This window comes from Ruegeria sp. F11, from assembly GCF_056533855.1.
In genome coordinates this window covers 246167-258423 of record NZ_JBQFOW010000003.1, presented here as the reverse complement: position 1 = coordinate 258423, position 12257 = coordinate 246167, and the positions used below count along the sequence as shown (strand labels likewise).

Annotated in this window: 11 protein-coding genes, 1 pseudogene and 1 riboswitch; of the genes and pseudogenes, 9 read left to right on the top strand and 3 right to left on the bottom strand. The window is 60.6% G+C overall.

What is annotated here, in order from left to right; all coding sequences use genetic code 11:
• Positions 1-4: 4 nt before the first annotated feature.
• Both ACR0NJ_RS05680 and ACR0NJ_RS05675 read right to left on the bottom strand, forming a co-directional pair.
• Complete coding sequence (locus ACR0NJ_RS05680) at positions 5-1012, bottom strand: carbohydrate ABC transporter permease (RefSeq protein WP_480816152.1); 1008 nt, start codon at positions 1010-1012, stop codon at positions 5-7.
• A 54-nt stretch (positions 1013-1066) separates the two neighbouring features.
• A complete protein-coding gene (locus tag ACR0NJ_RS05675) occupies positions 1067-2425 on the bottom strand; it encodes an ABC transporter substrate-binding protein (protein WP_480816151.1) in 1359 nt (452 codons plus the stop codon).
• A 207-nt stretch (positions 2426-2632) separates the two neighbouring features.
• On the opposite strand from ACR0NJ_RS05675, the gene ACR0NJ_RS05670 reads away from it, so the two are divergent.
• The 9 genes and pseudogenes from ACR0NJ_RS05670 (at position 2633) to ACR0NJ_RS05630 (ending at position 11104) form a co-directional block, all read left to right on the top strand.
• Positions 2633-3664, top strand: a complete 1032-nt coding sequence (locus ACR0NJ_RS05670; RefSeq protein ID WP_480816150.1) for a LacI family DNA-binding transcriptional regulator — start codon at positions 2633-2635, stop codon at positions 3662-3664.
• Between the two features lie 2 nt (positions 3665-3666).
• Positions 3667-4965: pseudogene (locus ACR0NJ_RS05665) on the top strand (GH1 family beta-glucosidase); the annotation flags it as partial.
• A complete protein-coding gene (locus ACR0NJ_RS05660; RefSeq protein ID WP_480816253.1) occupies positions 4960-5991 on the top strand; it encodes a glucokinase in 1032 nt (343 codons plus the stop codon). The pseudogene ACR0NJ_RS05665 and the gene ACR0NJ_RS05660, both read left to right, overlap by 6 nt.
• A gap of 39 nt (positions 5992-6030) precedes the next feature.
• On the top strand, positions 6031-6957 hold the full coding sequence (locus ACR0NJ_RS05655; protein WP_480816149.1) for a carbohydrate kinase family protein: 927 nt from the start codon (positions 6031-6033) through the stop codon (positions 6955-6957).
• 20 nt (positions 6958-6977) lie between these two features.
• On the top strand, positions 6978-7643 hold the full coding sequence (locus tag ACR0NJ_RS05650) for a D-lyxose/D-mannose family sugar isomerase (RefSeq protein ID WP_480816148.1): 666 nt from the start codon (positions 6978-6980) through the stop codon (positions 7641-7643).
• A 54-nt stretch (positions 7644-7697) separates the two neighbouring features.
• A riboswitch (cobalamin riboswitch) is annotated at positions 7698-7901 on the top strand.
• A gap of 99 nt (positions 7902-8000) precedes the next feature.
• Complete coding sequence (locus ACR0NJ_RS05645; RefSeq protein WP_480816147.1) at positions 8001-8357, top strand: DUF1636 family protein; 357 nt, start codon at positions 8001-8003, stop codon at positions 8355-8357.
• Complete coding sequence (locus ACR0NJ_RS05640; protein ID WP_480816146.1) at positions 8354-9145, top strand: ABC transporter ATP-binding protein; 792 nt, start codon at positions 8354-8356, stop codon at positions 9143-9145. Before ACR0NJ_RS05645 ends, ACR0NJ_RS05640 begins: the two co-directional genes overlap by 4 nt.
• The gene (locus tag ACR0NJ_RS05635; RefSeq protein WP_480816145.1) at positions 9142-10092 is read left to right on the top strand and encodes an ABC transporter substrate-binding protein; all 951 of its coding nucleotides are present in this window, start codon (positions 9142-9144) and stop codon (positions 10090-10092) included. The genes ACR0NJ_RS05640 and ACR0NJ_RS05635 overlap by 4 nt, the downstream gene beginning before the upstream one ends.
• A 1-nt stretch (position 10093) precedes the next feature.
• On the top strand, positions 10094-11104 hold the full coding sequence (locus ACR0NJ_RS05630) for a FecCD family ABC transporter permease (protein WP_480816144.1): 1011 nt from the start codon (positions 10094-10096) through the stop codon (positions 11102-11104).
• 5 nt (positions 11105-11109) lie between these two features.
• On the opposite strand, the gene ACR0NJ_RS05625 is transcribed toward ACR0NJ_RS05630, so the two are convergent.
• Positions 11110-12123 carry a LacI family DNA-binding transcriptional regulator gene (locus tag ACR0NJ_RS05625; protein WP_480816143.1) on the bottom strand — a complete coding sequence of 338 codons (1014 nt, stop codon included), beginning with the start codon at positions 12121-12123 and terminating at the stop codon, positions 11110-11112.
• Between the last annotated feature and the right edge of the window lie 134 nt (positions 12124-12257).

The following is a 12257-nucleotide window of genomic DNA, read 5'->3' as shown; positions in this document are numbered from 1 at the left end:
GCCCCTACTCCATTTCCTTGCGCGCATTGCGCACGTTCCAGACGAGAATCGGGGCCACCAGCAGCATGATCACCATGGCCGAGGCAGATCCCACGCCCCAGTCATTGGCGCGGAACAGTTTGTCGTACATGTAATTGGCCAGCACCTGCGTCTCCCACTGGCCGTTGGTCATCGCGAACACGATGTCGAAAACCTTGAGCACCGTGATGGTGATCGTGGTCCACACGACCAGAATGGTGGTCTTGATCTGCGGCACCTTGATGCGGAAGAAAACCTGGAACGGGTTTGCACCGTCAAGAATGGCGGCCTCGATGGTTTCTTCCGGGATGCCGCGCAGGGCTGCCGACAGGATCACCATGGCAAAGCCGGTTTGAATCCAGATTAGGACGATCATCAGGAAAAAGCTGTTCCAGAACGGAACCGTCAGCCATGTCTGTGGCTCGGTTCCGCCAAAGAAGATGTAGAGCGCATTCAGGATGCCGATCTGATCCTGTTCCGCTGGGCGTGCGTCATAAACGAGCTTCCAGATGACCGAAGCCCCCACGAAGGAAATCGCCATCGGCATGAAGATCAGCGACTTGGCGAAATTTCCCCAGCGGATGCGGTCGGTCAGCTGCGCCACCAGCAGGCCAAAGGCGGTGGACATGGCAGGCACGACGATCAGCCAGAACATGTTGTTGCGCATGGCTTCCCAGAATTTCGGCTCAGCCGCCATCTGGGTGTAATTGTCCAGACCGACCCATCTGTACCCGCCGCCGGGCACGCGTTCCGTGAGTGACAGGCGCAAGGTTTCTACAACCGGATAGGCCAGATACAGGCCAAGCGCGGCAAGCGCCGGGAACAGAAACAGCCAGGGCCGGATCATGTTCGCCCGGTTGATGTTGCGGCCTGCATTGGGCCCGCGCGGCGGGAACAGGACTTTGTCCAGAAACTGGTTCGAGAGGTAGAAATAGCCCACGCAGCCCGACACGCCGATGGCGATGGTCAGCAGGCCCTGAAGTGCCGGAGTCATGACGCCCTCGTCCGTTGAAAGGCGGGGCGGCTCAGAAACCGCCCCAAACCTTGGTTACTTTGCTGCGTCCCACGACGACTGGATTTCGCTGGCGACCGTCGCCGCGTCCTTCGCGCCCGAGGAATAGTCGACCATGCCGGTCCAGAACGTCCCCGCGCCGACCGCGCCGGGCATCAGGTCCGAGCCATCAAAGCGGAAGGTTGTCGCATTGGTCAGAATCTCGCCCTGCCCGCGCTGGGTGTCGTTCGAGTAATTCTCGGGGTTTGCACCCAGATGTGGGGTCAGGAATCCGTCCTGCGACATCATGATCTCATGCGCGAAGGGGGTCTTGAGGAATTCCATGAATGCCTCGGCCGCCGGGTTGGGATTGGTGATCGTGAACAGCGTTCCTGCGCCCAGAACCGGTGTGCCCAGGTTCTTTTCGGCATAGGCCGGGAAGTAGAAGAAATCCGCATCCACGCCCAACTCGGTCCCTTCCGGGAAATAGGCCGGAATGAAGGATGCCTGGCGGTGCATCATGCAGGCGGGCGGGCTGTCGAACAGGCCCTTGGGGCTGTCGCGGAAGTCGATCGCGGCGGTGTCGTCCGCGCCGCCGACCACGTAGTCGTCATTGCGGGTGAAGCTGCCATATTCCTCGATCGCGGCGATGACGCGCGGGTCGTCGAACTTCATGTCATTCGAGACCCAATCGTCATAAACCTCGGGCGGCTGGGTGCGCAGCATCAGGTCCTCGACCCAATCCGTTGCAGGCCAACCGGTCGCGCCGCCAGAGGCCAGACCGACGCAAAGCGGCGTCTCGCCGTCTTCGACCATCTGATCCATCAGCGCCTTGAAGTCTTCCATCGTCTCGGGGACCTCATAGCCGAAATCCTCGAAGTTTTCGGGGATGTACCAGACCAGAGATTTGACGTTCACGTTAAAGAAGAAACCGTAGAAGCCGTCTGCGCCTTCGGCGTTTTCAAATGTCCCCAGATCGACCCAGGACTGACCGGCGGCGAAGTTTTCCCTGATCCAGTCCGCCGACCCTTCGGGCAGTGGCGTCAGATAGCCGTTCTTGGCCATGTTCGCGGCCAGCCCGGGTTGCGGAAACACCGTGAGGTTCGGCGCGGAACCCGCAGCGGCGTCGATCAGGATCTGCTGCTCCAGCGAATCCGAGCCCACATAGCTCGAATTCGCCCCCGTCGCCGCGTCGAAATAGGCGACCAGGTTTTCGAACGATTTCCCCTCACCCGCCAGCCATGGGCCAAAGATTGTCAGGCTTTCGCCGGACAGGTCGGTCGCATCGGCAAAAGCCTGATAGCCGTCCCAGTCAAAGCTGCCCTCACCCGCGGGGTGGATCAATTCACCCTGCGCCTGTGCCGCCCCTGCCATCAGGGCGAGCGTCGCCGCACCTGCGTAAAGCGCGTGTTTCATGAATAGTCCTCCCGACGATATCTTGCGCATTTAAATATTTTCAAAGCGCTTTGGATAAACGGTGTTATCCGCTAACATTCATGCCCTGTCAATATTCTGTTTCTCGCTGCTCATAGAATTAACATTCTGAGCAAAACGGGTTGACGGAACGGTAAATTGGCCACAATACAGAAAAGAGCACGCGTTTGAAGGCGCTTTGAAACCGAAATGAACCTGAAACAACTCTCGGAAATCCTTGGCTTGTCGCAGACAACCGTCAGCCGCGCGCTGAACGGCTATCCCGAGGTGAGCGAGGATACGCGGGTTCGCGTTCAGGCCGCAGCCGCCAAACATGGCTATCGACCGAACAGCCGCGCCAAGGGGCTGGCGACGGGGAAGTCCATGGTGATCGGGCATGTGATTCCCAGTTCCTCGCAGCATGAAATGGTAAACCCGATTTTCGGGGATTTCGTGGCCGGTGCCGCGCGTAAATACGCGGAACATGGCTACGACATGATGTTCACCAGCGCCGACGACACCTCGATCGAAGAGGCGTATCGCAGCCTGTTTCAGCGCGGGGCCGTGGATGGCGTCGTTCTGCAGGGGCCAAAAGTGAACGAACACCGGATCGAGGTTCTCAACCGCATGTCCGTCCCGTTCATCGTCCATGGACGGTCGACCGGCATCACCGTTCCCTATGATTGGATCGACGTGAACAACAAAAGCTCGTTCCTGCGGGCCACCCGGTTTCTGATCGACCTCGGCCATCGCCGCATCGCACTGATCAATGGGCTTGAGGATATGGATTTCGCCCAACGACGGCGCGACGGATACCTTGAGGCATTGCAACAAAGCGGCGTGGACCCCGACCCGGACCTGATGCGCAGTGCCGAGATGACCGAGGTCTATGGCCACCACGAGACCCGCGACATGCTGCAATTGGACAGCCCGCCAACGGCCATATTGTGCGCGTCCATGATCTCGGCCATCGGGGTGCGCCGGGCGCTGGACGAAGCCGGGCTTCAGATGGGGCGTGATGTGTCTGTCATTGCCCATGACGATGATCTGTCCTACCTCAAAAACGGTCAGGATGTGCCCATTTTCACCGCCACCCGATCCTCGGTCCGGCAGGCGGGTGAATTGGCAGCCGACATGCTGATCGAACGGATCAAGTCGCCCGAGGACCCGATCAAAACCCGATTGCTCGAGGCGGAACTGGTCGTTGGCCGATCAACCGGTCCGGCACCAAACAGGATATGATCATGAAATACACCCGCAGTGATTTTCCCAAAGATTTCCTCTTTGGCGTGGCGACCTCGGCCTATCAGATTGAAGGGCACGCGCAGGGCGGCGCGGGGCAGACCCATTGGGATACGTTTGCGGCCTCGCCCGGTAATGTGGTGCGGGGGGAAAACGGCGATCTGGCCTGCGATCACCTGAATCGGTTCGAGCAGGATTTCGATCTGGTGCGCGAGGCCGGGTTCGATTGCTACCGGTTCTCGACCAGTTGGGCCCGCGTGCTGCCCGAGGGGCGCGGGCCGGTCAATCAGGCTGGTCTGGACTATTACGACCGTCTGGTCGACGCCGTGCTGGAGCGCGGCATTCGCCCCTGCGCGACGCTTTATCACTGGGAACTCCCCTCGCCGCTGGCCGATCTGGGCGGCTGGCGGAATCGGGACATCGCCGGTTGGTTTGCCGATTTCGCCGAGGTGATCATGGGTCGCATCGGCGACCGGATGTATTCCGTCGCGCCGATCAACGAGCCCTGGTGTGTCAGTTGGCTCAGCCATTTCGAGGGCCACCACGCGCCGGGCCTGCGCGATATCCGCGCCACGGCCCGCGCGATGCATCACGTTCTTCTGGCCCATGGCCGCGCCATTCAGGCGATGCGCGGGCTGGGCATGTCCAATCTGGGCGGTGTGTTCAATCTGGAATGGGCCGAACCCGCCGATGACAGCCCCGAGGCGCGGGAGGCTGCTGACCTATATGACGGTATTTACAACCGGTTCTTTCTAGGGGGCGTGTTCAAAAAAGCATATCCTGAGAACGTGTTGAAGGGGCTGGAGCCTCACTTGCCGATCGGTTGGGAGGATGATTTCGACACCATCGGAACACCGGTCGATTGGTGCGGGCTGAACTACTATACCCGTAAGCTGATCGCCCCGGTTGATTCCGCATGGCCGGGCTTGACCGAGGTGCCCGGCCCGCTGCCCAAAACCCAGATGGGATGGGAGATCGACCCCGCCGCCCTGACTCGTTTCCTTGCGCGGACGTGTCACGAGTACACCGGCGACCTGCCCCTGTTCGTGACCGAAAACGGCATGGCGAGCCCGAAGCGGCAGCAAGATGATGACCGGATTGACTATCTGAACAGCCATCTGGCTGCCGTTCAGAACGCGTTGGATCAGGGCGTTCCAGTCAACGGCTATTTCATCTGGTCGCTACTGGACAACTACGAATGGGCTTTCGGGTACGAAAAACGCTTCGGGCTGGTGGATGTGGATTTCGAGACGCTGGAACGGACCCCCAAAGCCTCGTTCCATGCGGTGAAATCAATGCTCGGCGCGGGCAAGGTTTCCCTACCGCTGGCGCAACCGGCAGGGGCTGTGCATGAACATTGGAATCTGGTCGCGGATATCGGTGGTACAAACACCCGCCTAGGCGTTGTTTCGAACGGAGAGCTGGTCGATCTGCGTAAACATCCGACCGGTACTTTGCCTGATCTGCTTGAGGCTTTCCACAGCCTGCGCGACGAAATCGGAACCAATCCCCAGGCGGTTGTGGCCGCCGGGGCCGGGCCGGTGCGAGACGGGGTTATCCGCCTGACCAACGCCCATCTTGACTTGTCCGAGGTCGAACTTGCGCAGGCCACAGGCGCGAAGAATACGTTTGTCATCAATGATTTCACAGCCGCCGCTTGGTCCGTGGCCGAGGTGACACGCGACCATGTGGCAGTTCTGCAGGGGCAGGATACTCCGCCACCCGGAACCCGTCTTGTTGTGGGCCCCGGCACCGGACTGGGCGTTGGTGCGCTGCTGTATTCCGAAGGCCACTATCACACCGCCTCGGGCGAAGGTGGCCATGTGGGTCTGTCGCCGCGCCATCGGGATGAGGTGGACGTGTTCGACGCCGCCCGCCGCATCTCGCCCGAGAGCTTCTTTGATGACAGTCTGACGCTGGAGGCAGAGATGTTCCTGAGCGGCACGGGCCTGCCGATCCTATATCAGGCCGTCGGCATGGCAAGTGGCCAAGCCGACACGCCGGTGCGAACGGCAAAGGACATCCTGCAGGATGCCCGCGATGGCTCTGACCCCATCGCTGTCAAAACGGCACAGATGTTCACGACACAACTGGGGGCTTTGATGGGCGATATGGCAGTGACTCTGATGCCGACCGGAGGGGTGTTTCTGGTCGGTGGAGTCGCTGAAAAGAACCGCTGGCTTTTTGGCGATACGTTCCGGGCGGCATTCAACGCGGGTGGGCGGTTCAGCGATCTGCGCCGTTCGATGAACCTTTATGTGTCCGAACAGGCCGAATTTGGCATTGTTGGCGCTAACAATTTCTGCAAAAATGCGCTCGCGCGGTAAACTTGCCGCCTGAACTGAATTTCGCGGAAGGAATGCGGGATGATCCTGTGCTGCGGTGAAGCCCTGATCGACATGATCGCCGAGCCCACGACCTCGGGTGCAAGCGGGTTTGTGCCGCATTCGGGCGGGGCTATTTTCAATACGGCGATTGCCCTTGGCCGTTTGGGTGCTCCGGCGGCCATGCTGACGGGTCTGTCCTCGGATATGTTTGGCGATCAACTGGCGCAGGCGCTGAAAGACAGCCACGTGGACACCGCGCATGTGATCCGCTCGGACAGACCGACAACGCTGGCTTTCGTGCAATTGAAGGACGGGCACGCCTCGTACACTTTCGTTGACGAAAACACCGCGGGCCGGATGTTGCGGGCCGAGGATATGCCGGACCAGTTGCCCGCCGTGTCAGCGCTGTATTTTGGCGGTATCAGCCTGGCTTGCGAGCCTTGCGCCGACGCCTATGCCGACCTTCTGGACCGCCACGGCGCGGGTCGTGCGGTCATGCTGGATCCCAATATCCGCCCGGGTTTCATTCAGGACCCGACCCGGTATCGCACGCGGCTGAACCGGATGATCGCGCAGGCGGATATCGTCAAGGTCTCGGACGAGGATCTGGACTGGATCGTGCCGGGCCCGGAACCTCTGGCCGAGAAAGTGCCGCTTTTGCTGCAGGCGGGGCCTTCGGTGGTTATTGTCACCCGAGGCAGCGAAGGGGCCACGGGCTATCTGGCGGACGGAACCGAAGTGTCGGTGCCAGGTCAGCCGGTCGATGTTGTCGATACGGTCGGTGCGGGCGACACGTTCAACGCCGGTGTTCTGGCCGAGTTGCACAAAGCCGGAAACCTGACCAAAGACAGTCTTCAGGCGCTGGGTGTCGACAATCTTCGCGCCGCCTTGTCCTCTGGCGCGGCTGTTGCCGCCGTCACAGTATCCCGCGCCGGGGCGAACCCGCCCTGGGCGCACGAGCTTTAACCCCTAATAAGGGCAATCCCATGAAACGATCCGATATCAACCGCATCAAGGCCGAGGCGCAGGCCTTTATCCATTCTTTCGGCGCTGTGCTGCCCCCTTTTGCCGACTGGTCCCCCGACCAGATGCGCAGCGAAAAGGCGGCTGGCATCCGGGATCGCAGTCTGGGCTGGGACATTACCGACTACGGTCAGGGCAGGTTTGATGAGCTGGGCCTGTTTCTGTTCACCCTGCGCAATGGCGACGCAAATGACCTGAGTCTCGGGCGCGGGATGCTATACGCGGAGAAACTGCTGATCTCGCGCGACAAGCAACTGTCCCCGATGCATCGCCATATCGTGAAGGCCGAGGATATCATCAACCGGGGTGGCGGTGATCTGGTGATGGAGATTTACGCCTCGGACGCAGATGGAGGGATCGACCGGGACACTCCCGTTGTCGTGCCCAGCGACGGTTGCCCCGTGACCATCCAGCCCGGTGAGCTTTTGCGGCTCGCGCCGGGGCAAAGCGTCACGCTCATGCCCGGCATCTGGCACGCCTTCTGGGCGGAACGCGGCGACTGTCTGATTGGCGAGGTCTCGACCGTTAATGACGACCGCACCGACAATGTGTTCGAAGACCCGATCCCGCGCTTCGCCACGATCGAGGAAGACGCCGAACCCGATTTCCTTCTTGTCGCGGATTATTGACCGGCGTCAGCGTGGCGCAGTCGAACCCACGCTCTTGACAAATATTCCGTCCCCGGACTAGCTGCACGGGATGGTTCCCGACGGCGTGCCCGAGGGATGAAAATGGGAATACGGTGCGGCCTTTGTGGGCCAATGCCGTGACTGCCCCCGCAACTGTAGGCGGAGAGCGACGCCAAATCGCCACTGGCCCGAGGGCCGGGAAGGTTGGTCGAGCAACGACCCGCAAGTCAGGAGACCTGCCATCATATGTTCAACCAACCCGGGGCGGGGCGTCCTGGAAGGAGGCTTTGATGGCACGCGTGCGTGTTCAAGATACCGGCAGCATCTGTCTGCATTTGGCATTTTTCGGGGCGAAGAATGCCGAACGATACTGATCACTACGTGCTGATTTGTGAGACCTGTCAGGGGCCTGTTTCGGCGGACGTTGCGAAAGACGTTCTGGACCGCCAGCTTCCTGAAGGTTTCAAAACCCGCCTGATCGCCTGCATGGCAGGGTGTGAACGGCCCATGACCGTGGGCCTGCAGGCACCGGGCAAGGCCCAGTATCTGTTCGGCGATATTCAGACCGAAAAGGACCTGACCGCGCTGGTCGAGTTCGCCTGCCAGTATCGCGACACGCCAGACGGCTGGACCAGTGCCTCGGACCGTCCCCCTGCCCTGCTGACCAAAACCCTATCGCGCCTGCCCCGCCTGCCATCGGAGGATGAGGCATGAGCTTTCTGGTGGCCGAGGGTTTGGAGTATTACGCGCTGAACGGCGACGTTCTGTTGCAGGACACCTCGTTCAGCGTCGAAGAGGGTTCGATTCTGGCGATTGCTGGCCCGAATGGCGCGGGCAAGACCACGTTGCTGAAACTGCTCTGCGGGGCCGAACGCCTCGCGTTCGGGGATGTTCGTATTCGCGGTCAAAGCCTGCGCAAACTCTCTGCCACGCAGCGGGCGCGGACGATTGCTGTGGTCGGCCAGCAGGAGTTCCCGGACAGTCGGCTGCGGTTGCGGGAATATGTGGCGTTGGGCCAAATTCCCATCAAAGCGGAAAGATCGGCCAAGGATCATGCAACCGATCTGAAGCGGGTTCTGGATGTCACCGGGCTGTCGCATCTGGCAGAAAAGCCGCTGGGCAGGCTGTCCGGTGGGGAAAGGCAGCGCGCCCATATCGCGCGGGCTTTGGCCCAAAATCCGGATTTGCTGTTCCTGGACGAACCCACCAATCATCTGGACCCCGATGCCAAGGGCCACATGCTGTCGCTGGTGGCTGAACTGGGCGTGACGGTTGTCATGATCGTGCACGATCTGGTCATGATCCCGGAATTCGCGACCCATGTCGCCCTGATGAAGGCCACGCGCCTGACCGGCTTTGGACCGGTGAGCGAGGTACTGACCCCAGACCGCGTCCGCGAAACCTTTGGCGTGGATTACCTGTGCTTTCAGCATGAAGGCCGCGTGATCCCCGCGCTCGATATCCGAAAACGTAAACTGTCACCTTATGAGGATTTAGGATGAAGCAGAAACTCTGGTCCGTGGCGCTGATCACCGGTCTTGCAAGCGGCGCGGCGGCGCATGAAGTCACGGTCGATAACTGCGGTGAGCCGCTGGTGTTTGACACCCAGCCCGAGCGCCTGGTCGTGCATGATATGAACATGACCGATATGGCCTTTGCGCTTGGCCTGCAGGACAAGATCGTTGGCCTGACCGGCATCACCGGCTGGTACAAGACCAGCCCCGATTTCGACGCGCAGCGCGGCGACATCCCCGAGCTTGCGCCGAAGTACCCCACCATCGAGAACCTTGTCGCGGTGGAACCCGACCTGTTCTTCGCAGGCTGGTATTACGGCATGAAACCGGGCGGTGATGTCACGCCGGACACGCTGGCCCCCTTCGGCATTAAGACCATGATCCTGTCTGAGAGCTGCGTGCATCTGGACAAGGACCGTCCCGAGGCCAGCATGGACCTGCTGTTTGACGATGTTCTGCGTCTGGGCAAAGTGATGCATGTCGAAGACAGGGCCGAGGCGCTGGTGTCCGGCTGGAAAGAGCAGCTTGCCGCGATCAAAACCAAAACCGCAGATGTGACCAAGCCGCGTGTCTTCCTGCTGGACGGGCCCGCTGATGCGCCCTTTACCGCTGGCAAATTCGCCATCCCCGACGCGATGATCACGGCTGCTGGCGGTGTGAACGTGACCCATGATCTGGATACAAGCTGGGGCCGCACCTCGTGGGAGGCCGTTGCCGCCGCGAACCCGGAATTCCTAGTGCTACTGGACTATCAGACCGGCAACGGGGCGGAAGACACGTTCAAGTTCCTGCAGGAACACCCGGTGATGTCGCAGACCGATGCGGTCATCAACAAACGCTGGATTGGCCTGCGCTACGAAGAGCTGACCCCCGGACCGGCCAACATCGACGCCATCGAGAAAATGACAAGGGCCATGCACCCGGTGAGCAACTGATATGGCCCAAACGGGCCGTTTGATATTGCTGGGGGCGGTCGTTCTGATCGCCCTTTTGCTGTTGTCCGTGGTCTACGGAACAACGCCGATCCCGGTGCGGGACGTTATCTCGGCGATTGGCCTTGGCACTGGTCTGACCGATGGTGAGATGTCGCCCATGCACCGGATCGTGTTCGATCTGCGCCTGCCTCGGGCCCTGTTCGCCGCTGTCATCGGGGCTGGGCTTGGTGTTGTTGGCGTAGTTCTGCAAACCACCACGCGCAACGATCTGGCGGACCCGTTTCTGTTTGGCCTGTCCTCGGGTGCTGCGGCGGGTGCAGTTCTGGTGATCACGGTCACCGGCGATGTTCTGGGCATCTGGACCCTGCCGCTAGCCGCGTTCTGCGGCGGCTTGATTGCATCGGGCATTGTCCTCGCACTTGTTCACAGCCTGCGCACCAGCGCGCCGGAGAAACTGATCCTGGCTGGGTTGGCGGTGTCTTTCCTGTTCTCGGCCATCACCAACTACCTGATCTTCGCCGGAGACAGCCGCGCCGCCCATTCTGTAATCTTCTGGATGCTGGGCGGGCTGGGTCTGGCCCGGTGGGAGACCTTCCCGCTGGTTCTGATCGGCCTCGGTCTGATCCTGAGCTATGCTCTCTACCGCAGTCGATGGTTGGACGCGCTGCTGACCGGGGATTTTACGGCTGCCACGTTGGGCATTCCGGTACAGGGCCTGCGGTTCAGCATGTTCTTTGTCGCCGCGCTTGCAACAGCCAGCTTTGTTTCGGTCGCGGGTGTGATCGGGTTTGTCGGCCTGATGGTCCCCCACATCGCCCGGGGCATTGCCGGAACCCTGCACCGCAACTTGCTGGTGGCCTCAGCAATTGTCGGAGCGATTCTGTTGACCCTGTCCGACATCCTGTCTCGGCTTCTTCTCGCGCCGCAGGAACTGCCCGTGGGGATCGTGACCACCTCCATCGGGTCGCTGTTCGTGTTTTTGTACCTGTTCAAATCGGCACGGAGTGACTGACGTTGTTAATGCGTCCCGCGCGGCACGAAATACGGGTCAATCAACAGCGTTTCACTCTGGCTGGCGGGGTCTTCCAGCCGGCGTTCAAGCAATCGGATGACGTGCTCGACCGACTGGTCTATGGGGTTGTTCACGGTGCTTAAGTTGAACATCGGCCAGCCAGCCATCTCGATGTCGTCAAACCCTACAATCGACAGCGACCCCGGTACATCCACGCCCAACTCGCGCGCTGCCGTCAGGGCTCCAATGGCGCTGGCGTCATTGGCGCAGACAAGCGCGTCCAGATCGTGATCTTGCAGCATCCTCATCGCCGCGCGGTAGCCCGCCTCAACGGTAAATTCTCCGGCCTTTTCCGCGATCAGCGGCAGGCTGGCTTGTTCGAGGGCGGTGATCACCCCCGATCTGCGCTCGGCCGAGGAGGCGAAACAAGACGCCCCGGCGATGTATCCGAATTTCCTGCGGCCCCGCTTGATCAGAGTCTGCGCGGCGAGCCGTGTGCCTTCGGCGTTCTTGCAGCACACATTATCGACGCCCGGTGCGTGAACGATTCGTCCGGACGAAATCATGGGCACACCAAATTTACTGCACTGTGCGACCAGCGCTTCCGGCATGCTGCCGCCCCTCAGAATCAGGGCATCCAGCGGGTAGCGCAGAACCTGATCAATCGCGGCTTCGGCCCGCGTGTCGCCGCCATCAATCAGGATCGGCCACTTGTTTAGAATGTTCAGTTCGCCCACCAGCCGGTTGACGAATTCTGAATCGTAGGTATTGCGCATGTTGCCCACGAAAACCGCCACCAGATGCGACCGACCACCTTTCAGACCCGCTGCCAAAGCGTTGGGCTGATAGCCCATGCGGGTTGCGACCTCATGGATCTTTTTCCGTTTGTTTGCATCAAGATAGGCCCCGGGCGTGAACGCCCGCGAGACCGACGAACGCGACACGCCTGCAGCATCTGCAACAGCTTGCGCCGTTACCCGGCGCGGCCTTTCGGCTGGATTGATCACGTCGTCGCTCACGTCCAAGGCTTCCCCTTTTTTGGTCGAATTTGTCAATATTGCTAGGCAAGTTTCAAAAAACCGTCATATGATGCGCGTATGTGACCACGTGTGCACATCGGGTCTGATTTTCGAATCTCCCGGCGCGCGCAAAT

Bases quoted from the DNA above. Each gene is read 5' to 3' on its own strand.
- ACR0NJ_RS05680 (WP_480816152.1), bottom strand. From the start codon at position 1,012: ATGACTCCGGCACTTCAGGGCCTGCTGACCATCGCCATCGGCGTGTCG.
- ACR0NJ_RS05675 (WP_480816151.1), bottom strand. From the start codon at position 2,425: ATGAAACACGCGCTTTACGCAGGTGCGGCGACGCTCGCCCTGATGGCA.
- ACR0NJ_RS05670 (WP_480816150.1), top strand. From the start codon at position 2,633: ATGAACCTGAAACAACTCTCGGAAATCCTTGGCTTGTCGCAGACAACC.
- ACR0NJ_RS05660 (WP_480816253.1), top strand. From the start codon at position 4,960: ATGCTCGGCGCGGGCAAGGTTTCCCTACCGCTGGCGCAACCGGCAGGG.
- ACR0NJ_RS05655 (WP_480816149.1), top strand. From the start codon at position 6,031: ATGATCCTGTGCTGCGGTGAAGCCCTGATCGACATGATCGCCGAGCCC.
- ACR0NJ_RS05650 (WP_480816148.1), top strand. From the start codon at position 6,978: ATGAAACGATCCGATATCAACCGCATCAAGGCCGAGGCGCAGGCCTTT.
- ACR0NJ_RS05645 (WP_480816147.1), top strand. From the start codon at position 8,001: ATGCCGAACGATACTGATCACTACGTGCTGATTTGTGAGACCTGTCAG.
- ACR0NJ_RS05640 (WP_480816146.1), top strand. From the start codon at position 8,354: ATGAGCTTTCTGGTGGCCGAGGGTTTGGAGTATTACGCGCTGAACGGC.
- ACR0NJ_RS05635 (WP_480816145.1), top strand. From the start codon at position 9,142: ATGAAGCAGAAACTCTGGTCCGTGGCGCTGATCACCGGTCTTGCAAGC.
- ACR0NJ_RS05630 (WP_480816144.1), top strand. From the start codon at position 10,094: ATGGCCCAAACGGGCCGTTTGATATTGCTGGGGGCGGTCGTTCTGATC.